The 22,874-nt window shown below is 61.2% G+C and carries 15 protein-coding genes and 1 CRISPR repeat array (1 of these 16 only partly in view); of the genes, 11 read left to right on the top strand and 4 right to left on the bottom strand.

The window, feature by feature from the left end; translation table 11 throughout:
• Nucleotides 1–10 precede the first annotated feature (10 nt).
• Nucleotides 11–391, top strand: a complete 381-nt coding sequence (locus tag PXH66_RS20475) for a VOC family protein (RefSeq protein WP_330930015.1) — start codon at nucleotides 11–13, stop codon at nucleotides 389–391.
• Between the two features lie 298 nt (nucleotides 392–689).
• Nucleotides 690–1,934: a Gfo/Idh/MocA family protein gene (locus PXH66_RS20480; protein ID WP_330930016.1), complete on the top strand. Its 1,245-nt coding sequence runs from the start codon at nucleotides 690–692 to the stop codon at nucleotides 1,932–1,934.
• 283 nt (nucleotides 1,935–2,217) lie between these two features.
• Here PXH66_RS20480 and PXH66_RS20485 read toward each other — a convergent pair whose 3' ends face one another.
• Both PXH66_RS20485 and PXH66_RS20490 read right to left on the bottom strand, forming a co-directional pair.
• Nucleotides 2,218–5,136 (bottom strand): TonB-dependent siderophore receptor, encoded by a 2,919-nt coding sequence (locus PXH66_RS20485; protein ID WP_330930017.1) that lies wholly within the window; start codon nucleotides 5,134–5,136, stop codon nucleotides 2,218–2,220.
• A 202-nt stretch (nucleotides 5,137–5,338) separates the two neighbouring features.
• On the bottom strand, nucleotides 5,339–7,384 hold the full coding sequence (locus PXH66_RS20490) for a sodium:solute symporter family protein (protein ID WP_330930018.1): 2,046 nt from the start codon (nucleotides 7,382–7,384) through the stop codon (nucleotides 5,339–5,341).
• A gap of 402 nt (nucleotides 7,385–7,786) precedes the next feature.
• Here PXH66_RS20490 and PXH66_RS20495 point away from each other — a divergent pair, with 402 nt between their 5' ends.
• A complete protein-coding gene (locus PXH66_RS20495; RefSeq protein WP_330930019.1) occupies nucleotides 7,787–9,589 on the top strand; it encodes a tetratricopeptide repeat protein in 1,803 nt (600 codons plus the stop codon).
• A gap of 138 nt (nucleotides 9,590–9,727) precedes the next feature.
• Nucleotides 9,728–11,872, top strand: a complete 2,145-nt coding sequence (locus PXH66_RS20500; protein ID WP_330930020.1) for a Sip1-related alpha-galactosidase — start codon at nucleotides 9,728–9,730, stop codon at nucleotides 11,870–11,872.
• Nucleotides 11,873–12,117: 245 nt separating this feature from the next.
• Here PXH66_RS20500 and PXH66_RS20505 read toward each other — a convergent pair whose 3' ends face one another.
• Nucleotides 12,118–14,283, bottom strand: a complete 2,166-nt coding sequence (locus tag PXH66_RS20505; RefSeq protein WP_330932133.1) for an acetylxylan esterase — start codon at nucleotides 14,281–14,283, stop codon at nucleotides 12,118–12,120.
• 249 nt (nucleotides 14,284–14,532) lie between these two features.
• Here PXH66_RS20505 and PXH66_RS20510 point away from each other — a divergent pair, with 249 nt between their 5' ends.
• The 7 genes from PXH66_RS20510 (at nucleotide 14,533) to PXH66_RS20540 (ending at nucleotide 22,448) form a co-directional block, all read left to right on the top strand.
• Nucleotides 14,533–17,346, top strand: a complete 2,814-nt coding sequence (locus PXH66_RS20510) for a tetratricopeptide repeat protein (RefSeq protein ID WP_330932002.1) — start codon at nucleotides 14,533–14,535, stop codon at nucleotides 17,344–17,346.
• Nucleotides 17,347–17,465: 119 nt separating this feature from the next.
• Nucleotides 17,466–18,482 (top strand): hypothetical protein, encoded by a 1,017-nt coding sequence (locus PXH66_RS20515; RefSeq protein WP_330932001.1) that lies wholly within the window; start codon nucleotides 17,466–17,468, stop codon nucleotides 18,480–18,482.
• Nucleotides 18,483–18,489: 7 nt separating this feature from the next.
• Nucleotides 18,490–19,251 (top strand): MotA/TolQ/ExbB proton channel family protein, encoded by a 762-nt coding sequence (locus PXH66_RS20520; RefSeq protein ID WP_330932000.1) that lies wholly within the window; start codon nucleotides 18,490–18,492, stop codon nucleotides 19,249–19,251.
• 12 nt (nucleotides 19,252–19,263) lie between these two features.
• Nucleotides 19,264–19,680: an ExbD/TolR family protein gene (locus PXH66_RS20525; RefSeq protein WP_330931999.1), complete on the top strand. Its 417-nt coding sequence runs from the start codon at nucleotides 19,264–19,266 to the stop codon at nucleotides 19,678–19,680.
• A gap of 154 nt (nucleotides 19,681–19,834) precedes the next feature.
• Complete coding sequence (locus PXH66_RS20530) at nucleotides 19,835–20,269, top strand: ExbD/TolR family protein (RefSeq protein ID WP_330931998.1); 435 nt, start codon at nucleotides 19,835–19,837, stop codon at nucleotides 20,267–20,269.
• 7 nt (nucleotides 20,270–20,276) lie between these two features.
• The gene (locus tag PXH66_RS20535; protein ID WP_330931997.1) at nucleotides 20,277–21,602 is read left to right on the top strand and encodes a vWA domain-containing protein; all 1,326 of its coding nucleotides are present in this window, start codon (nucleotides 20,277–20,279) and stop codon (nucleotides 21,600–21,602) included.
• 456 nt (nucleotides 21,603–22,058) lie between these two features.
• Nucleotides 22,059–22,448, top strand: coding sequence for a VOC family protein (locus PXH66_RS20540; RefSeq protein WP_330931996.1), 390 nt, complete (start codon nucleotides 22,059–22,061; stop codon nucleotides 22,446–22,448).
• Between the two features lie 70 nt (nucleotides 22,449–22,518).
• Here the strand turns inward: PXH66_RS20540 and PXH66_RS20545 are convergent, their stop codons facing one another.
• Complete coding sequence (locus tag PXH66_RS20545; protein ID WP_330931995.1) at nucleotides 22,519–22,737, bottom strand: YgaP family membrane protein; 219 nt, start codon at nucleotides 22,735–22,737, stop codon at nucleotides 22,519–22,521.
• A 113-nt stretch (nucleotides 22,738–22,850) separates the two neighbouring features.
• A CRISPR array of direct repeats spans nucleotides 22,851–22,874; the repeat unit is 32 nt; it runs 1,374 nt beyond the window's last position.

Consider the following 22,874-nt stretch of genomic DNA (forward strand, 5'->3'; position numbering starts at 1 on the left):
TCTCTCAACTATGATATTCGAACATTTTGCACTCAACGTGCCCGAACCGCGCGGGATGGCGCAGTGGTATGTTACTCATTTCGGTTGGCAGGTCGTGCGCGACCTCGGGGGGCCGACTCATACCCTTTTCCTCGCCGACAGCACGGGGCGATGCGTGGCGGAATTGTATCACAACAAGTCAGTCTCAATTCCGGCCTACGCCGAAACGCATCCACTGTGTTTTCATTTCGCGGTGATCACCGCCGACGCTCGGGCCGATCGGACTCGGCTCGATGCGGCTGGTGCGACAATGGTCGAGGAAGTCACGCCCGCCGATGGATCAGTGTTGATCATGATGCGTGATCCTTGGGGTGTGCCGGTGCAGTTGTGTCAACGAGCCCAGTCCCTTTGAGTGCGCTTTGTGAATCGCGTTCGCCGCGTGGGGGAATCGGAGGACTTTGGTTTCCGCGTTCAGACCCAATCAATGCTGCGCAAGGGATTGCGCATCCTGAGCAGACTCCAGGCCTACCACGCTCCCGATCGCGCTTTGCGAAGGCGCGAAGGCAAGGTTTCATCCAGAGGCATACATTCCCGAATTAGTCATGGCGCCACCGATCACCCCACCCGTCCCCTCAGACTCTCCTGGAGAGGCGGCCGTTTGCGGATTCCCGTCGGCAGAAACTGCTGCGCGGAAGTTCCCTGGATCTTGCGTGCGAGTCGCCATTGTCGGACTTTCCGGATATGCTCGATGGCACCTGATGATGTTGGCGGAACAAGCATTGTTCGGCCGAGCCCAGTTGGTGGGCGCGACGGTCATCAACCAGGAGGAGGAAGCAGAATTGTGCCGCCGACTGCGCGCCCATGGCGTTCCCCTGTTTGACGACTACCAGAGCATGTTGACGGCGTTGGTCGGCCGGATCGACCTGGTGCTGCTGCCCACCGCCATTCATTGGCACACGCCGATGGTGTTGGCGGCGTTGGAGGCGGGCCTGCACGTGATGGTGGAGAAGCCTGTGGCGGCGACGCTGCAGGATATCGATCGGATGAGAGCGGCGCAGTCGCTCAGCAAACGACTCCTCGCCGTCGGGTTCCAGGACCTTTACGTGCCCACAACGCATCACATCAAGCAGCGCCTGTTGGATGGCGAGATCGGGGCCCTGCGCCGCATCACGGTGACCGTGCATTGGCCGCGGGCGGAAAGTTATTACAAACGAAATAATTGGGCCGGACGGTTGACGTCCGACGATGCCTGGGTGCTCGATTCTCCGACGAACAACGCCGGCGCGCACTTCCTCATGCTTGCCTTGTTTTGGGCTGGGAGTGAGGCGGGGAGCGCTGCTGAGGCGACCACCATTCAGGCGGAACTTTATCGCACGCAGTTGATTGAGAGTTTTGATACGGTGAACGCGCGGATCGGCACCGAATCGGGCGTGCAGATCGATTTCTACGCGACGCACTGTGGGGAAGCGAACCGGTCGCCGGAGATCACGCTGACCGGCGACCGGGGTCGCATTACTTGGTGCTACGAATCTGAATACACGGTTGATCGTGCGGACGCCCCGACGGAGGTCCATGCCTTGCCCGATCCGCTCGTGACCAAGCTCCATGTTTTGGAGAACGTTATCGGGTGTCTACGAGGAGAATCCCAATTTGTGGTCGGTCCCGACTTGGCTCGGGAGCACACCCGGGTCGTTAATGCCTTGCACGAGTTTTTCCCCATTAGAGAGATTGACGCGCCCTGGCGTTTGACCGCCGGGGAACCCGGAAGCGGTTTCGTCCGATTGGTCGACATCGACAAAGCGATCGATGAGGCGATCGTGCACGGCAGAATGCTCAGTGAAACGAATCTGCCGTGGGCCGTTCCTGCCCCGGTGGTCGCGCTAGATAATTACCAGTGCTTTTCCGGATCCTACACGGATGTCCGGCGAGCAGCGGGAATTCGCGCGAGCCGGTAGACGTTTGACGGAGGTTCCCTCGTTGGGCGGGGTTTCGCTCGTCCCGCGTCATCACGCGGCGGGGTGGATTTGGTGAAGCGTATCCCGCGGTATTCGTCTCTCGCTGGTCGCGGCCGGACGGGTGAAGGCAATGAATCAATCGAAACAAAAACCGCCGCCCCTCCCCAGCGCTGGTGACGGCGACAGGGTGGAGCGGCGGGAGATCAGCCAGCGGACGCCGGCACCGATTTGATGGTGCTGACGCCGATGGCGCGCCGGTGTCCAGAGTGGGCGACCGGCTGGCTCAGAAGCTGAACGTATTGGTGATGGTGAAAACGCGGCCATCCTGAGGCCGGTAGCGGTAGGGCACCCAGTTGAAGTTGGCTGTATCGTCGTCGTTGATGGCCGCGACTGGAATCGGGTCGTCGTTGTCGAAGATGTTTTTGATGTTCAACTGCACCTTCCACATGATGTCGCGCGGGAGTTTGTGCTGATAAGTCAGGAAGACATCCGTGATCATCGTGTCGTCCCCCTTGTAGCTCCGGTTGACATCAAAAACGCCGTCGACCGTCTTGAAGTATCCGATAACGGGGGCGCTGTTCCAGCGGAGGTTTGAGCCGAGGCTGAGGCCCTTGAACTTACTGTCGCTATCGAAATTATATTTAGCGGTGAGGCGGGCGTTGTATTCACTGGCGGGAAAGACGCGGACGCGCTCGCGAGTTTCCAACAGGGCGAACTGGGTTTGGGCCTGCTCAATGCGGACGGCCAGGTTCGAGTTTTCGCCGATGGCCGTCAGCGACTGATCTTGAGACTGATAATATGGAATGCGTTCCGCGAAATAGGCCCGGATGTCCGGTGCGATGTTGCGCTGTTCGTTGATCAAACGCGACGCGGAGAGGCGGAAGGACCAGTTGCGGGTCGGGTTGCCGATCAGCAACAATTCCTCGCCCGTGGCGGTGCGATCAGCCGTGGTGAAGTTGCCGTCAAGATCCAGGGGGTTCGTCGCCTGAATGCCGTTGTCCACGAGGATCTGCTCGGCCTGCTTCATGATCTTCATCGGCGTATTGATCGCACTGCCATTGGTGACCGAATTGAGCTCACTTGTTTCGTAGTGGATCAATGAAAGGCTCAACCGGTTATCCAGTAAACTGAGCCGAATGCCGTAATCGTTTGATTCCCCCGTGGAGGCTTTCACGTATTCGCCATACAGGTCGCGCGTCTCGGTGCGCGGGGAGAAGTTGGTCGCGTGATTGTAGGTGAAGCTGAGCCAGTCGGTGGCGTGAAAAACCGCTCCATAGTTTCGGGAGATTCCTTGAACGTAGGTGGGAGGATTGATGAAGGACGCATACTTCGGGTCGTCACGTCCGTCGGGTGTGCCGCGGTCGACCTCGACGGGTATGCGCATTCCCGTGACCGGGTCGGCGGTGAAGGGGGCGTCGTAGGCCACGCGTTTGTCCTGTCGCCAGCCCGCAGTGGTGATGAGACGATTCTGCAGCCACCGGCTTTGCAACACTGCCAAAACGGAGTCTTGTTTGGTCAGGGTGTGCAGCGCGGCCCAGGATTCCCGTCGCAGGAATTTGGCGACATAGCCGTCCTGTGAAATCCCATCCGAATAGTAGATGTTGCGGTAGTCATACATGGCGTTCTTGCCACTCGCGAGATTGAGATAGTCGCGCAGATAAAACGCCACCTGCCCGCCCGTCAGGCTGCCGGTGATCGGGCCGTCCGGCGTTTGCACGAGGGTTAGCCGTCCGTTGTCCATCCACTCCTCGCGATCATTGTATTCATACATTGCCGCCAACTGGTGGTCGCCCAGCCATTTGTTGGTTTCGGTCAGGCGCAGATTGTAGGACGCGGTCGCACGGATGTCGTCAATGTCGATGCCGCGGTCGATGCGGAACGGGCGGGATTCGGCGTAAAGTTCACCGGGGTGGGTATTGGCGCCGAAGTCGTTGGTGTCGACGAAGAGGTAGGAGCTGACGCTGTTACCCTGACGTATGTCGTTGTCGGTATGACCGTAGGACAGGTCGATGTAGAAATCGTCGGAAATGCGCTGGGTGACGTTGAACTCGGTGATGTTCCATTTGCTGTCGTTGATTCCGTTGGGACCTCCGACCCAGACGTCGGTGGGAAAATCAAAACCAGTGGCGACCGTATCGAGCCGGATGGCATTGGCGAAGGTGTCGGTGCCCCGCGCCGTGCGTCGCGTGTTGCGCAAAACGCCGTCGGAATCGAGAATCCAGTTATCGGAGTTCATCGTGACCATGCCGTTGTCGGCGGCGGATTGAGGGCTCTCGCTGCCACCAATGACGACCCGATTATTGCTCGGAACCGCAGTCACGATCGGCGAGCCGGCATCGAGCCAGGCGGAGACGCGATCCGCGGCGAAAATACCGCGCGGACTTGCGCGCTCGGAGTCTCGCATTTCGTGGCCGATCGTGACCGTGGTGTCGGGGGTCGGTTTCCATTTGCCCGTCAAATTCCAGGCATGTTGCGTCTCGTAGGCGGGGTGCCGATAGAAGTTTTGGTCCTCCCACAAGGCGTTCAGGCGCAGGCCCAGGGTGTCTGGTGCGATGACTTGATTGAGGTCAACGCTCACGCGTTGGCTGCCGAGGTCGTCGGTGCGATGTTGAATGGAGTAGGCGTTGCGCTGAAGACCAGCGACCTTGGTCGCATAGTTAGTGGTGCCGCCGGGGCTGCCGGCACCGAAGAGGATGGAGTTTGGTCCTTTGGAAAACTCGACTCGTTCCGAGTTGTAGGCCTCGAACTGGGCGTTGAGATCCATGAAGTTGCGGGTGGCGGAGCCGACTTTGAATCCGCGAATCTCCATGTAGTTATAGTTCCAGACTTCGCGCTCCTGACCGTCGGAGTTGTAGTCGCCAGCCGCATTGGGGGAGACGCCGTTGGCGAAGAGCGTGAGGTCCTGGATGTCCTCAACGGCCATGTCGGCAATCAATTCCTTGGTGATGATGTCGAGCGGGTTGGCGATGTCCTTTAGCTCGGTGTTGGTGCGACTTCCGGCTAGGGTCGAGTTGGCCATGTAGCCGTGGTCGTTGGACGTGGTGACCGTGAAGGGGCTCAATTCCACCACGTCTTCTTCGCCTGCCGGCGGAGTGGTTTGCGCCAGGGCGGGAAGAGCGAGGATGCATATGCTCAAAAGCGAGGTGATGGCGTGGGATACGCCGCGTTGCCGCCGGAAGCGCGGCGCATGGAGGTAGTTCATTACATTCTTGGGTTAGGGTGACAATGGAGACGCGAATGGCGTCCGGCACGCGACACGTCGAATTCGACGTTCGCGTGCTCGCCCTAAGAGTGAAATTTACGATAGAGAAACAACTCCGCCAATGCGCAACGCCTTGCGCGAAGGGGACCCGGGGATGCGCTTGGCCGGGGCGGGCGGGAGAGGCCGAGCGGCGAACCGCGGGTCAAGGGGCGGCCCAGCGGAGCAGTCCCCAAAACAGGAGAATGATGTTGCCGGAAAGGGCGCAACAAATCAGGAACCCAACGAGGTCTTCCCGATTCCACTTGGTAAATTCCCACGATGAACGGGGAAACAGTTTGAGGTGGTCAAAGCGGTGCGGATTGCGCACCGAAGCCTCGATCGCGGCTGCTTCAGTCGAAGGATCCGTGCCGACCGGCGTTTTCATCTTGGCAAAGAAGCGATCAAGCCGACGAGGGTCCGGGGCATGAGTGAGGAAGCTGATCGTTAGTAGAAAAACAAAGGGAGTGATCGCGGCAATCAGGAGCCGGGCCGCGAACCGATTGCTCGGAGACATTTCCGGCACCGCGACCCCGAACAGTCGAAGCAGACAGAGTTCGGTGTGCAGGCGTCCACTCCCGATGAGCGGACTGGATTCGTCGGACGGTTGGCTCCGGACCACCGATTCGAAATAGACGGGAGAGAAGCGACCGGCGTCGTCCACCGTTCGCTCCACCAGGTCGGGATGAGTGCGGATGGCATCGAGCTGTGGCAGCACGACCGGGGCAATGGTGTTGAAGAGCACGGCCGTGACGACCGCGATCCAGACAGCGGGCACGCTCAGGCGTCGCCAGAAAAACATCAGCATGACAGCGGCCCCGAACGGCACGTTGATCGTGAGCATGAACTGAAGCATCGCGAACACGTCGTTCATATTGACGGCGGCCAGCACCCCCAGGGTCAACGCGGCCGTGATCGCCAGGCGTCCCGCCACCACGCATTCACGTTCAGAGGCGTGAGGTCGCCAAGGCAGGTAGACATTGCGCACGAACAGGGCGGAGACGGCCATCGATTGGGCGGCGAGCGTCGACATATTGGCGGCCAGCACGCCGACCACCATCAATCCCAGTAACCCCGGGCCGAGCAGTTGTCGCGACATCGTGCCCCACGCCATGTCGGGATCCGCGAGTGCGTCCGTGCCTTGATAGAGAGCCACGGCGACGAGACCGGAAAAGGCCCACAGGATTATCATCAGGCGTTTGGCGAAAGTGCCGCTGACCGCACCGAAGCGAGCGGCAAATTCGTTTCGCGCGGAACCGCCGATGGCCATGTTGCCGGAGATGCCGTTGATCATGACGAGCGTGTTGGCGAGTATCCCGACCAGCACAAACGCCGTGATGTGGCGGGAGGGTCCGTCTTCTCGAAGCAGTTCAAACATCGCAGCGGGGACTTTGCTGCTGAAGGCGGCGACACCTCCGGCCGCCTGCATGCCCAGCGGGATGAGAATCACCGAAAAAGCGACAATGAGGAGGCTTTGAAAAACTTCGTTCGCCGCTGTAGCCGCCATGCCACCGAGCACCACATACGCGCCGACGATCACCGTATAGACGATGTAGAAAGCGAGCGGATCAACCGGAGAGATCGAGTTGTGCAACTCTCCCCGAGCCATGCGTTCGCGGAGCCTCGCGATCTTCTCCTGATCGGACGCGGCGAAGTCCGCCAAATCCCGGGTCGTCAACGCCTGCTCGTAGTGTCGCAGTTCACGGTAGTCTTCGACCGAAGCACGTTCTTCGATGCTCCATCGCGCTTCGGGAGTCACAACCAAAGCGGTGAATATTTTGTAGGTCACCAAGTTGCCGAATCCAATGACGATGACCACGGCGCTCAGACATTGGAAGAGGGCGTAGAAGCGCGCGAGCCCCCGGCTGCCGAGACGATCTTCGAAGAGATCGGCGGTGGTAATCAGTCGCACGCGCCGGAACCAGACATTCATGAACCAATAATAGGGGTTCAGAAAAATCATCTGGAAAGCGAGCCAGACACCGGAAACGCCCTGCTGATAGACGAGGCTGGTGGTCGAGACGGCTCCGTTGGCGTCGGTCGAGTTCCCGAAGTTGAGGAAAAACTGATAGACCTTACCCAGCTTTCGGTTCGCGAGGAAAAATCCTTCCTGGTTAGGCGTCGACTGGCGGGATCCGCGAAGGCCCAGATAAAACACGACAACAATGTAGAGAACGGCGACCGCTAGGTCGGCAGGATGGAATCCGGACATAAAAGGGGTTGGGCTGAGATGGGTGGGACGAAAACAAAAACCGCGCAGCGAGTGATGTGAGTTCGCACACTCAAAGTCTAACCATCTGGAGGCCGAATGGCACTCAGTCTGCGCAATGCCTTGCACACCTACGCTCCAGAATGAGTTCGGGCGTCGCAGGTCCTATCCGCGGAGAGAGTGCATTTGCGCAAGGCATTGCGCAGCGCGGCACTGGTTCCTGCTTCGAGGTGCGCCACGTTGGATAGAACTCCCCTGCGAACGTGACCGAATGGTTCAGATCGGGTCACTGCTTTCGTTTGGGGAAATTCCCTTTGTTATGATCTGTCGCCGATCTTGGTCCGTTCGGGCGTCCCCCGTCCTGTCTTCCCGCCCCGGACACCAGTGCCCGGTTCCAGAAAATCCATGAAACACGATCGAAAATCCTCTTCACGACTTGGTGGACTATTTCATCGTCGGTTCGTGCCGATGCGCTGGGCCGTGGGTGGTCTCTTGATCGGCCTATTCGTGGTGGGCTGTGACCGGGCGCCCTCGGATTTCTCGGCGAAAACGTTCCGTTTGGACGCGGCTCTCGTCGCAGGCGCTCGGGCCACCGTTCGCGATGAATACGGCCGGAGGATCGCACGGTTGGAGCGCCAGCCTGGGGACCCAGATCTCCTCGCATCACTGGCGACGTTTTACCACGCCAACGACTTTGTGGCGGCGGCGATTTCCGCTTACGACGAGTTGCGCCGTCGGGACCCCAAGAATCCCGACTGGCCTTATCGGTCGGCTCTCATTTATGCTCAGGGTAGTGAGTCGCAGGAGGCCTTGCGCGAGCTCGCGGTCGCTACGGCTTTGCGGCCCGACTTCGCGCTGGCGTGGTGGCGCACGGGCGCGCTGCTTTCCTATACCGCAGATAAAACGGCGGCGGCGGCTGCGTTTCAAAAGGCACTTCACGCCGATCCGCAACTGGCCCATGCCCACGTCGGATTGGCCCGTTTGGATCTGGCGATAGGGAATACGGAAGCCGCGTGCGGCGAGCTTTTGCGAGCCATCGAAATCGATCCCGAATTTTCCACGAGCTACAATCTGCTGGCGCAGGCCTATCGCTCACTGGGTCGGGAAAATGAGGCCCGGGAGATTGAACGCCTGCCCGTGAGTCGGCATCGGCATCGCGACCCGATTGATCCGGTTGTGGATACGTTGCGCGAAGCCTGTTTTGATGTGGCCCAGCTGCGGGTCGCCGCAGATATGGAGTTTACCTCGCTGCATTTGGAACGGGCCATCCCTCTGCTTGAGCGCGCGTCGCGCTTGGAGCCGGACAATGCCGGAGTCGCGCTGGCTCTTGCCAAGGTTTATCTGGCCGACGAACAGGCGGAGCAGGCTTTTCCGTGGCTTGAAAAGGCGATTGCGAAGGCGCCCCTTTTCCCCGAAGCGCACTACGTGCTCGCCTATGAACGGCGTCGGCTCGGACAAGGCCCCGCCGCGATCAAAGCGGTTACGCGCGGAATCGATCTGAATCCCGACGATGCCTCACTGCGCCACCTCCGTGGTCTGTGTCACGTGGATACGGACGAGGTTGCCGCGGCGGCGGCGGACTTTGCCTACGCGATCGAATTGAGTCCGCGAAATCTTACGTATCTGCTCGCACTGGCCGACATCCGTTGGGCGGCAGGGTTACAAGATGATGCCGCCACGCTTTACGCACGAGCTGCCGATGTCGCGCCCTTGGCCGTCCGACCCCGGCTGGCGCTGGCGCAGCTTCATCTTGAAAAAGGGGAGTTGGAAAAAGCCCATTCGTGGATCGTTGAGGCCGCTCGCGTGGATCCATCTTCGCCGGAGCCGAACCGGATGCAGGCGAAGTATCTCGTGCGTCTCGGCATGAAGCAGTTGCACGAAAGTCAGACTGCCGGAGCCGTGGACGCCTTCGAAATGGCCCTCCAGTTACGTCCGGACTATCTGCCCGCGCTCGAATCTCTCTGTCTTGCCTGCTTGCAGGCGGACCGGTCCGACGAGGCGATAAGCGTGTTACAAAGATTCATCGAGGCCAACCCCAAGCTGGCGAAACCTCACTACCTCCTCGCCGTTTTGCGGCTTGAGCAAGGCGGCAGCCAGGACGCCCGCGATCACTTAACCGCAGGAGTCGATCTGGCTCGTGAATCCGGGGACACCGCCACCCTCAGCAAAATCCAGAACCTGCAGGATTCACTCGCCGTTGCGCCCTGATGCGCCGCACCGCTTTTGCCCTGCTCGCGAGTCGATCGGTTCAGGGCGCTGAATTTATGCCTTCATTCACCACTATTAAAGTGCCGACGTTGAAACGCCTTCCTCACTCGAAACCGAGAATTTCCGGGGCTTGCCATCATGACTGAGCCCGATGATTCGGGGCCGGTTTCTGCGACGGAAATCGACGAAGCGACGGTAAATCCCTCGCCCTCTCGTCATTTCACCGGGTTAACCAAGGGAGCCTTGTTCATTGCCGACTCACTGGTCGTCACCGACATGCCGGGCACCGGTTGGGCAGCGCGGTCCGACGAGATCGAGTCCGGCGTTTTCCTGCATGCTACTGTGGCTCGGCCGGCCCCGTTGGTTGAAATTCCTCTTGGCCGCATCGACGGACTTAAGCGCTTCACCAGTTCTGCCCGGCGGGGACCATTCTGGGTCCATCCGGTCAACGGAACATCCACTGCGGAAGTAAAAGCATCCACATTGTGGATACTCGCGGAGCGTGGTGACGGATCGTTTGTTGTGCTGGTGCCGCTGCTGGATCGTCGCGCAAGTTTTACGCTTCGCAGCCACGAGGGAGGTTTGGTGGTCGTAGGCGAAAGCGGCGATCCTGCCGTCGCGATCTCGCACGGTGCCGCGCTGTTTGCGGCGACGGGTGACGATCCTTTCGCGTTGCTTGCTGTTGCGGCGGAAGCCGTGAAGCAGTCGCACGGTCAACGTCCTCGTCCCAGCGCAGAAAATTTGCCCGATTTCATGGATCTGTTTGGATGGTGCACGTGGGACGCATTTTATCGTGAGGTGACTCCCGCGAAGATTCGGGCGGGTTTGGCGGCCTTTGCCGCTATCGGCGTCGAGCCTCGTCTCCTGGTGTTGGACGATGGCTGGCAATCCATCCGTCAAACCGCGACCGGAGAAGAACGCCTCATCAGCTTCGAAGCCAACGAGCAGTTTGACCATGATCTCAGCGCTGTGGTCACGACCGCTAAAACTGAGTTCAAAGTGCAGCAGTTTTTTGTGTGGCATGCGTTGCTGGGATACTGGGGTGGCGTTTGCGACGATGCTTTGCCGGGTTATGCCACGCGCACTGTGACGCGCGCCTTTGGGCCCGGTGTGCTCGCCGAAACCCCCGATGCGAATGACGGGCAGTTCGGAGCATTGGTGGGAGTGCCATCGGCCGAGGCGGTCGGTCGTTTTTATGACGACTTTCATCGCTGTCTTCGCGCCCAGGGAATTGATGGAGTTAAGGTCGACAACCAGGCGGCGTTGGAAGCCGTCTCCGCCGGACAAGGCGGACGTGTGGCGCTGGCCCAAGCCTGTCGCACCGCTCTGGAGTCGGCGGTGGCGCGAAACTTTGATGGTCGCATGATTAACTGCATGTCGTGCACGCCCGAGGGACTGTATCTTAGTCGTTCCGGCACGATGCGCACCTCCGATGATTTCTGGCCGCTGCGCCCCGAAACGCACGGTGCTCATGTTTATAACAACGCGCAGACCGCACTCTGGTTTGGCGAGTTCATGCCGGTGGATTGGGACATGTTTCAATCGAAACACTCTTTCGGCTCCTTCCATGCGGCGGCGCGCGCGATTTCCGGCGGACCCGTTTATGTCTCCGATCAACCAGGTCAACATGACGCCACGTTGCTGCGAAAACTGGTGCTGTCCGACGGCACGGTTCTGCGGGCGGATGGCCCGGGGCGGGTTACGCGCGACGGCTTGTTTGTCGACCCCACGGTCGCGCCAGCGTTGCTCAAAATATTTAACACCAGTCGCGATTGCGGTGTGGTGGGTATCTTCAACGCCCATGCTCCGGTTAGTTCGCTGGAGTCGACGAACACTGACGACACGATGGCTCCGTTTTCCTTCTCAGGTAATGTGAGTCCTGAAGACGTGGAGGGCCTTTCGGGAGACGAGTTTGTGGAATATACGCACCGTGTTGGAACGATTCGACGCGTGATGCGAAACTCATCCGCTGCGATTACGCTGGCACCGGGGGAGTGGGAAATCGTTTCCTTTGCTCCCGTCAAAAACGGATTCGCCGCAATCGGTCTGAGCGACAAGCTGAACAGCACCGGCGCGCTGGTGCGAGTTGATCGCCACACGCCCAAAGCCTGTGCCGTCACCCTCCGCGATGGCGGAGCATTTGTCGCGTGGTCCAGCCGCTCGCCGGTTGAAGTTTCATATGACGGCAGGACTCTCGCCTACACCTATGACGTCAAATCCGGTAGGATCGAGGTTGCAGTGCCCACAGGCGGCGTTCGAACCGTGCAGTTTTCTTGGACTTGAAGTCGGTATCGGAACCACTGCGATTGAGCTGAATGTCAGCGTTCCTCACGCTCCGCCTGTCAGCTAAGGAAATACCAAGATTGTTTCCTAGTCCGAGTTCCGCGCCCAGTTGCGGCGAGCACCAGCTTACCTCCCACGGAAGCGGAACCACGGCTCGGCGAGCCAACCGGGGGGGAACGCCAACGGAGGGCTGATCTGTGTGATTTTCCCCTGATGCTCGCGGCCGCAGGCGTTGCGCTTTGGCCTCAGGGTAGTGGGCGCGGGTCGCGGGGGTCGCGGTGGATGATCTGCACGCGGTCAGGTTGGCCGAGGTTGGTGTCGGTGGCGAGGACGGCGGAGAGCTCGGCGGCGGCGTCCGCGTTACTCATGCGTTGGCCCATGGGGTTGGCCGGGTTGATGATGGTCACGGGCCGGGGGCTGATGGATAGAAGGATATCCGGCGTGTCGTAGCGGTTGAGGACACCGGGAATGACGACTTCCGAAAGGTTCCGGTGCAGGCCCGCGGCGACTGCGGCGCGATAGGATACGAGGGTGTCTTCGATGACGACGGCAGTGATACGGTCGTCGAGGGCGGCGGCGTGCAGTGCGACGAGGCCTTGGGCTCCCGGGCCGAAGAGCGTCAGTTGGTCAGGTGAGACGTCGGGTTGTTGGCGCAACCAGTCGATGGCACGCAGGGTGTCGTCGGTGCGCATGCCGATGAGCGTCTTACCCACGGCGTGCGCGCGCAGATGCACCGGCATGTATTGGCCGAGGGCGAGACGATCGGCTTGCGGATCGGGTTCACCCAGCACGCCCCGGGGGTGCAGGGCGAGCACGAGGTGGCCGGAGGCCGCGAGGCGTTGGAAATCGGGCTCGTTGGCGATGCGATCCAGCGGCAAGGCGTCGAGCCACAGCACGACCGGATGCGGTCCGCGTTGGTGCGGTCGCGCTAACAGCCCGGGCAGGGTGATGCCGGGTTCGCTGGCGAACGTGAGGTGTTCTAGAAGATAGGTATCGAGCGATGCAGTTGAGTCGGTCGTGACGACGGGAGCAGGCGCGCCCGGTCGGGCAACGACGCCGGCGAGGGCGCGAAGGTTGTCGCGCAATTCATCGCGGTGGTGGGCCGTAGCCTCGACGGAGCGAAAGGGCTGCAGGCGAGGGATCGCGGCGGCGGCGGCGCGGGTGAAATCTTCGGCGATGGCACTGCCGATTGAGGTCGAAAGCTGGCCGGTCGGTGTGACGTTCAAGACGTCCGTATCGGTCGGCCGTCGCGGCTCCAGGGCAGGAATGGGGGCGTGGGGGCCGACGAGGTGGGTGATGAGAAAACGCAGCAGTTCGGGCGAGACTGCGCCGAGGTTGCAGTGGCCGCCGGGACCGCGGATGAACTTCAGTTGATCCGTCGCGTTGAACAATCCGTAGAAGCGCTCGGCCTCGGCGTGGGCTTGCTGGGCGCCGACGAGGGGAAAGAAATCCTCTTCAAACGCGATGATCGCGTAGGGTCGTGGCGCAGCGAGCTCCACCCAGTCGGCGAAATCCAAGTCGGCGGCAATGAAACCGGGCAGCGTTTGCTCGGCATCCTGAGGGCCGTGGCCGGGGAGCAGGGCGGTGAATGAGGTGATGAAAGAAGACACGGCGGCGACGGCGATGCGTTCGTCCATCGCGGCGAGGTAGGCGGCGGCGGTGCCACCACCGGAGCAGCCAAAGGTGCCAATGCGGGCGGGGTCGATGTCGCCGCGCTGGACGAGGTAATCGATGCCGCGAATGCCGTCGGCGAACCAATAGCGGGCGATATGTTGACTCACGAGCAAGGCGCTCTGGTTGGCATGTTCGTGTTCGCCGACGGGTTCGACCTTGGACGTGCCGAGCTCGGGGTCGAAGTGTTGCAGGCGCTCGCCCTGTCCCATCGGGTCGATGGCGAGCACGAGAATACCGGCGCGGGCGAAGTTGACGCCCCAGGAATATTGGCTGGATTTGCCGGCGCCGTGACCGGGAGCGATGATGAGCGCGGGAAATGGTCCCGGGCCATCGGGCACGAAAACGTTGGCGGTCACCCAGTAGTCGGGCGCGCTTTCATAGACGATGTTTTCAATGCGAAAGCCCTCGTCGTCGAAGCCGGGAAATGTCTGAACGGCCACCGGGCCGGAAAGGGCGGGAATGCCGCCCACAAGGTCCTTTATTTTTTGACGAACCTCGACTTGGCGCCGTTCGGCATCGGTGCGGGTGCGCAGAGCTGCCACACGCTCGGCGCGTCGGGTGAGTTGGGCGTAGCCGATGGCGTTGAGGTAGGGATTGAGCTGGCCAATCGCTCTATCGGTCTGGGCGCGCGCCTCTGCCGGCGTAGCCACATTACCTCGCCACCACGGTTGGGCGGGAGAGGGGATGGAGCTGAGCAGGGCAAGTCCGAGTGCGACATGAAAGCGGGGCAATATCATGGGGTGAGAGTGATCAAAGAACGATGATCACCGCGCCGCCAGTGGCGAATCGGTAGGTGTTGAGCACGCGATGGGATGAGTCTGAAGGCGATCGCCCGGCCAGACGCGTTACGCCGATGCGACGATGAGGCGGGATATGGCTTTGCGATTGCGAGCGGTTCGGGCCGGCCGTTGAGTCGGGGCGTGTTTGCCAAGCTGTCTGCGCGCATGGGACTCGCCTCATTATCGGGGGTAGTCTGGTTGTCGCTGATGAATGCGACGTCGGCCGCGGCGCAAAACGCCACCCAGCTGGGCACCACGGCGCTGCAGGAGATGGCGCAGGACCGGATCGAGCGGGCGGCGTTTGCCGAGGCGGTGCCGTTTCTGAGCGAGCTCGATCGGAGGTTGCGGGAGTCGACTGACAGCACGGCGGTGCGGGCGCGCGAGGGCATTCTCTTTTACTTGGGGCTGGGCAAATTGCAGCAGGCGAACTTACCCGGGGCGGCGCACACGTTGGGTGAGTTTGTCACCGCTTATCCCGATGCGCCCAATGCCGTGATCGCGCAGATGTATCGTGGCGATGCGTTTTATTACCAGGGGAGGCTGGCCGACGCGCGGGCGTTGTATGAGGAACTGCGCGCGCGCTACGACCCGACTCGGCTCGATGTCGCGCCACGGGCCGCCTATTGGGAGCATTACGCGGATTGCGTATATGCGGAGCGCGACTGGGACGCCGGAGTCGAGGTATTCACGGCGATGAAAGCCGCCGCTACTCAGCTCTTTGATCGCAACACTGCTGACGAAAAACGAGCCAAGGCCGGATCCTATTTGTTGCAGGCGGCAATGGCGCAAAATGACTTCGAGGCGGCCTTGGCCGCGCTGCCCGATCTGAGTGGGCAATCCGGCCAGGCGCGTTACGATCTCGCGCTCAACCTCGCGCTGATGCGCGGCGGCGACGAGCTCTACGCGGCGGCCCGACATGGTGAAGCGCTTTACTTCTACGAACTGGTGCTGCCGCCCGCGACCTTGCAGGACTTTTGGACGGCGGAGATCGAGCGCGGCGAGGCCGAGAAGGCTCGGATTGCGGGCATCGATTGGTTCGCGGAACGAACGAATCAAGTGGAGAGCGACCTGGCTCAAGCGAAGGCGCGCTTGGAGCAACTTGGGGTGGTCGGGGCATCGAGTGAACCGGTGGAGGAAGAGCACCGGGCGGTGTCCGATTACACCGGCGCGCTGCACTTCCGGATTGCTCGTTGCTACCTTGCTCGCGGACGCACGCACGAGGCGTATTGGGCGTTTGCGCGACTGGAAAACACGTCGCGGAAGGAGGTTTCCAGTGCGTCCGATAGTTTCCTGGAAGAAGCCGTTTATGGACAGGTCAAGATGGCGGCGGCGTGCGGCCGCGATGATCGCGTGCGGTCGGCGGCACGGCGCTATCTGCGCACGGAAACGTTCACCCGTTTCATTGGTGACGTCGGTTACGAACTGCTGCAGACGGAGGTGCGCGAGGGCAATTTGTTGGCGGTGCGCGAATTGGCGGAGGCGTTCATGGCGCGGGTGCGGCTCGATCCCAATCTGCAGGAGGCGCCCAAGCTGATCTACCTCGTGGGTTCGACCTTGATGGAGCAGGAGGATCGCATCGGACTGCGCGAACGGTTCGAGCCCATGTTGGCGGAGTATCCGGATCGTGGATTCAGCGACGGTCTGGCTTACTGGTTGGGCTTGGTCGAAGTGCTTGACGGAAACTACCCGTCCGCGCTCGCCCATTTTGAAACGATCATGCGGGATTACCCCAACGGCGGTTACACGGAGGATGCGCACTACCGGGAGGGGGTCTGCTGGTATGGTCTGTTGAAGTATGGCCGGGCCCGGCAAAAGCTGGATGGCTTTTTGCAGGACTATCCGGAAAGTCGTTTGGCCAGCGAAGCGTATGCGCTGCTGGGAGATCTGGCTGCGGCAGAAGGGCGCACGGAGGCCGCCATCAATGCCTACGCGGCGGCGCAGGATGCGGGGGCCCTGTTGAACCCGCCCAACATGGGCTACATCAATCACGCCGTGTTTCAGGCCGGGGAACTGTTCGCGGCCGCCGCACGTTGGCCCGAAATGGCCGAGTGGTTTGAATCGTATTTGCGGCGCTGGGGCAGCGAAGGTCGGGCGGGCGACGCGATTTATCAGCTCGGACGCGCGCAAGTGCAGCTCGACCGCAGCGACGCGATGCTCGACGTGTGGATCGAGGCAATTCTGCGCTTTGGCAACGACCCGGCGGACACCGGACCGGATCTGATGCTGGCGGAGTTTCCCGAACATTACACGGCCGTGCGCGGCACCTCGCCGGAGGAAGTGTTGCGCAATGCGTTGGCCATCGCGACGTCACAGCGCCAAACGACGCTGATGCTGCGACTCGGGGCCGCGTTGCGAAGTATTGGCGTGGCAGACGCGAAGCTGCCGCGGGTCACGATTAACAATCTGGATGACGCCAGCGGGGCGGTGTTGGTGCAGGCAGCTCACGCCGAGCGTGCCCGTGATCCGGCCCTGGCCCTGGCCGCGGCGGAGCGGGCGTTGGCGCGGTCGCCATTTGCCCCATTTGCTGCCGAGGCGTGGCGATTGGTGGCGGAGATGCGCACGACGGCCGGTGATCGCGTGGCGGCGATCGAAGCATGGCGCAGTTTGGTGGAGAATTTTCCCACCTCGCCGCATGCGGTCGAGGCCCGGTTGCGCGAGGGCGACTTACAGCGGGAACGCGGTGCCTACGCCGACGCCATCGCGGCCTACCGGGAAGTGCTCAAGGTTCGGCAATGGCGGGGGTCGGCGTGGGCGGAGGCGAACTACAAGGTCGGACTCACGCACTTTGAGTCGGGTGACTTCCAAGCGGCGTTCGGCTTTTGCCAGCGCGTCTACGTGCTTTACGGAGGCGTCGCCCAATGGGCGGCTTCGGCCTACCTCACCAGTGGTCTCGCGTTGGAGCAGTTGAATCGTCCCGACGATGCGGTGGCGACCTATCGGGAGCTGATCGCGCAGGATCGCCTGCAAACGCAACCCGCCGTGGCCGAGGCCGCGCAACGTCTGGAGGCCTTGGGGATATGAGATGGCGCTCTTTAGCCGCGGAGGGACGACTTCCAGGTCTTCCGCACGTAGCCTCTCAGCATGCGACGTCGGGGCAGGGCGGACCGGGTGGAACCGGTCCCTCCGTCGGCGGCTTGCGCATGGTTCGTTTCGTCACGGGTATCGTGCTGGTCATCGCCGGGGGTTCGGTGGCGTGGGCGGCGCCGCTGCGCGCCCGCATGGGAGACCAGAATCGCACGGTCATGCAGGTGATGGGAATCGATGCCGCGGGTCGCATTCGCCTGCGGCCGGAAGCGACCGATGCCGGTGAGGCGTTGCTGCCCTTGGACAAGGCACGCGATCTGCGATTCATCCTGCCCGACGATTACCGCGAGGCGCAGCAGCTCATCTTTGCGGGTCGCCATGGCGAGGCGCTGCTGCGTTTGCGCCGTATCGTGCCGGAGCTCGTGCCTTATGCCGGCATCGCCGGATCCAATGCGGTGCCCGTGGTGCGACGCTACTTTCGGTTGTTGGTCAGCGAAGGCGAGTGGGCCGATGCGCTCGCGGTGGCATCGAGTTTACCATTCGGGGAAGCGGAAACCGATTTCGTGCCGGAGATCGTGGGATTGGCCCGCGCTCTGCAGGCGCAAAAGCGAATGAAAGATGTCGCGTGGTTGCTGGAACGTTTGCCGTTGGATACGAGCGCAGGCGCCCACCGTGCGCTCGTGTGGGAACTCGCCGATGAAATGCGTCGCGAAGGTTTTTGGGCGGAGTCCCAAACCATCTATCAACGTCTGCGTGGCGCTGCGGCGGAGACGGAGCAGTTGTCACTGGATTTGTTGCTCGCTTACACGGATTGGCATCAAGGCAGCGACCTGCGGGCGAGTGCGCTTGTGACCATGGCGGAGATGCCGACGACGAATGCCGGCGACGGCGCTCTCTTCCGCCTGTTGGCCGGACGCGTGCGTTTGGCGCAGGATGATCCGGCGGGGGCATTGGACGTTCTGAGCGAGGGTTTGATCGGGATCGATGGCGCCAGCGAGTGGCGGGTCGAGCTCACCGCCGTGATGGCGTCGGCGTATCGAGAAACCGGCGACGATGATATCGCCGCCGGCATCGAACGCGATCTGCGTCGCCTTTATCCTGACTCCCGCTGGCTGCCACATTCCCCTGATTGATGATGCCATGAATACCTCCCCGCCTCCTTGGATGACTTATACGCGCTGGCTGCTGCTGCTCGGTCTCGTGCCAGTGTTTTTGCATGCGCAGGAAACCGCTACATCAGCGGCGACCGCGAGCGGTGGTGACGTGAGTCTCGGCCAACTCTGGGCGCAGGGTGGTTGGGCGATGTATCCGCTGGCGTTCTTCTCGGTGGCGGCGTTTGGCCTGATTCTTTACAACGCTCTCAGCGTGCGCGAAGGCCCGTTGTTGCGCCCGGACGTGTCGGACCAGTTGCACGAGCTTTTGGCTAAGGGCGATGTCTCGGCGGCCCAAACCGTCTGCGAGGAAAACCCTTGTTTGGTCGCCAATGTCACGCGGGCCGGCTTGGTGCGGGTGAAGCCCGGCGATTACGACGCCGAGGCGGTGGAGAAGGGCATGGAGGAAGCCTCGGTCGAGGAGATCGCCGGACCGTTTGGGGTGATCAGCTACCTGTCAATTTTGGCGACACTGGCACCGATGGTCGGCATGCTCGGCACGGTTTCGGGTATGATCAAAGCGTTCCGCAACATCGCACTCGGGGGCATGGGTAAACCGGAGCTGTTGGCCGACAATATATCGGAGGCGCTCATTACCACGGCGGTCGGATTGGTCGTGGGTATCCCGGCGATGTTCGCGTTCTTCTTTTTCAAGAATCGCTACGCGCGACTGACCTCGCGGCTGGCGCGAATTTGCGGCGATCTGCATCACGCGCTGACGCATGCGATGCGCCAGAAAGCCCAGCCCTGAGCGGTTACGACGATGAAGCTCTCCACGATCGGCACCGACGACGCGCGTTTCGATATGACGCCGATGATGGACATCGTGTTTCAGTTGATCGCGTTCTTCATGATCGTCGCGACTTACGTGACGCGCGAAAAAGTGGAGGTGGATTTGCCCTTGGCCGTGAATGCGGCGATCGCGGAAAACCAGCAGGACCGGGCGCTCATTTCGATCTCGATTGATGGGCAAGTGTGGGCGGGTTCGCGGTCGGTTTCGCTCGACGAACTCGCGACCACGGTGAGCACGTGGATTGCGGACAACGGCGAAACCAAGATCGTGATCCGCGCCGACCGCTCCAACAGCTACGGATTGGTCAAGCAGGTCATGAAGATCTGCCGCGATGCCGGTATCGCCGACATTATCTTCTCCTCCTTCCAAACGGAGGGCGGCGGATGAACCTGAGGCTGAAGCGGAATCGGAGATTGCCCACGAAACACACGAAAACACACGAAACGGTCAGCCTGAATCCGAACCGAGATTATCCGCTTACGGGGCTTTCGTGTTATTTCGTGTATTTAGTGGGGAAAAATTTCAGTGAGGAGTGGTCACGATGAGGACTAAGCGTGACCTGTTTGCGGAGGAGGAGGGGTTCTCTTTGGACTCGATGTTGGACATCGTTTTTCTGCTGTTGATCTACTTCATGGTGACGGCGGCGTTTGTGAAGGAAGAGGCCGATATCAGCATGTCGTTGCCCAGTCGGGTGGAGCAGGACGAGCCGCTCGATATGCCCGAAGAACAGGTCCTGGATATTCTGGGCGACGGCACGATCCTGCTCAACGGCCAACCTTTCGATACGCCCACCAGCCCGGACATGCCGCAACTGACGCGCACCTTGACGCGGTTTCGCCAGGCCGCCGCCGATGCGCAAGTTCCGGCTTTTATTGTGGTGCAACCGGAGGACGATGCGCGCCACCAACGCATCATCGATGTGCTCAACGCGTGTGCGGTCGCGAAGATTTCTCTCGTGTCCTTCAACCTCGAATGACGTCGCGATGTCGACCGTAAGCAAACGTCCGCGCAGCACACTCTTTTGGGTGATCGTGATCAGTGCGGGCGCGCATCTGCTCGTGGGCGCGCTGGTCGCGTCGTGGAAAATCTATCGCTACACGTCGCCGCCGGAGGCGACCTTTTCGTCTCCGCCGCCGGCCGCGCGGGTCCCACCGGCCAATTTGGAATACCGCGTCGCGATGCAGCAGTTGCAGCAGCAAAGCCAGCGACCGCCGAGCCAGACCGCCGGGCAGGTCGATAGCTTGCTCAACCAATCGTTGGACAGTTTGGACAGCCCGAGCGGCGGCGCGTTTGGCACGTCGGCGCTGGCGGGAACGCCCGTGGTCGTGAGCGCAGGAACAGGGCGACTTGGTCGCTTGAGCGGAGGTGGCGGGGGGATGAATTTCGGCGCCTCGGCCGTGGATTTTTTTGGGATCAAAAAGCAAGGCGAGCGCGTCGTCTTCATCGTCGATGCGGGCGCATCCATGGTGGAACCGGAGCGCGGTGATTTGCCCGGTTATGAGCGGGTCAAAGCGGAGCTCGTGAAGATGGTCGAAGGCCTGTCGCCCGGCACGTTTTTCAACATCATTGTATTCGAGCGCGACGTGGATCTCTACGCGCCGCGCATGGTGGTGGCGACGGCTGACAACACCTCGCAAGTCGCGGCGTGGATCGCGCCGTATTGGCGACTTTCCAACGGCAAGATCGTCGAGCGGGGCACCTATCGAAAAAACTACGCGCCGCAGCTCATTGATTGGAACGGCGCCGGTGGCAGTTCACGCATGGATCTGGCGCTGGCAGCGGCATTGGAGTTGCGGGCCGACTTGATCTTCATGATCACCGATGGCACCCCGTCGATTCGCCAAGGGCGCAAAGCGAGTGAGGACGAACGGTGGCGTCGGCGGGTGGACAAATACGACGAAGAGCGCGCCCGTTACGAAGCCAGCGACAAAGGGCAACGCGAGATGGTGGCCTACGAAAAGGAGCGCGCGGCATGGCAGGCGGCACGAGACAAAGTCCGGGCGGAGCGGGCGGCCCAAGGCCTGCCGCCGATCGTGCGCGAAGGCGGCTCGCGCGGAGCACCCTCGCGGCCGGGACCGTCGCGTCCGAGCCGCCCCACGTCGTATTACGATCTGGACGAATTGCAGCGTTGGGTGCGTCGGCGAGCGAGTGCGCTTTACGAGAGCAACGGGGGCGCGCCGCCCAGTCTGAGTGTCGTGGGTTACTCGCCCAACGCGAGGGGCACCGCCGTCATCGAGGCGTTGGCCAAAACCTTTCCCGACGGCACGAGTCGCGTGATGGGCGCCTTCGACGCGAGCCAGACCAACTGAGGCGGGGTGGCCCACTAAATCACACGAAAAACACGAAAACCGTCCGGAGTAAGCGCTCGCCGATTTTTCAACGTAAAGGCGCGAAGAACGCAAAGGATGATCCATCATGGCGCACTTGGTGGCTCGGAGTCTTTGCGTTAAAACGCTCTCTTCCGTGCGTATGTATTTCGTGTATTTCGTGGTTTGAAAACGAATACGGGGCAAACCGGCTGAAACGAGGTTGACCACGAAAAACACGAATTACACGAAAGCCGTCCGAAGGCGGGGCGATGAATTTTGTTCACCGCAAAGGCGCAGAGGTCGCAGAGCTTGATCCCCCATCACGGCGCACCTGATGGCTCGGCATCATTGCGTTAAAATCCAATCACCAATGTTTGCTGGGTTCGTGTATTTTAGGGTGATTTATTGGACAAAAATCAGTGGCGACGGGGGCGTTGTTGCGTAGGGTATGCGTCTATGCCCACTGTTACGAAACTCCTGCACACGCGGATGCGTGTGAACGATATTGAAGCCACGGTGAAGTTCTACACCGAGGCGCTCGGCCTGACCGAGTCACGTCGTCATACCTCGCCGCGCGGCGCGCAACTCGTGTTTTTGCAAACGCCCAACAGCGAAGAAGAAATCGAGATCTGCCAGATGCCCCCCGGCGCCGAGCCCGTGGTCGTGCAACCCGACCTCATGCACCTGGCCTTCCAAGTTGACGACCTGGAAGCCTTCGCCGCCGAGGCGAAAGCCAAAGGCTACGAACTGAGCGACGGCCCGACCAAAAGCGGCAGCGGCATGATCGCGTTTTTCGATGCGCCGGAAGGCTATGAAGTCGAATTGATCCAGCGCGACAAAGCCTGATCAAACCGACACTGCAACGGGCGCGCCTGTCACAGGCAGGCGCGTCGGCGTTGCGGGAAACGTGAGATGCTTAGTGGTGACGGAGATGCCGATTCTCGAAATTGTCCTCCCACCGTTGGGTATCGATGTGCAGGAGGTCGTAGAGCAGGGAGTGACCGATGATACCGCTGACAATGGGAATCATCCCCAGGAGGCCCCACCAGCCGAGGCCGTGGAGGGAGAGGTCGAGGATGAGCAAGCCGAGTAAGAACCGGGCACCGGCGTCGTAGGATCCGATATTGGTTTTCATGTTCGTGTGGGGTTGAGGCCAATAATCTACCACCAACCGCCCCCTCCCGCTGCGCATGATTTGCCCAAGCCTGCGCATGGGTTTGGGTCAGAAATTAGTTCGAGACAGGGAGGTTTGCAATCCGCGCCCCCGCGAAG

Source organism: Synoicihabitans lomoniglobus (assembly GCF_029023725.1).
Classification (GTDB): domain Bacteria; phylum Verrucomicrobiota; class Verrucomicrobiia; order Opitutales; family Opitutaceae; genus Actomonas; species Actomonas lomonigloba.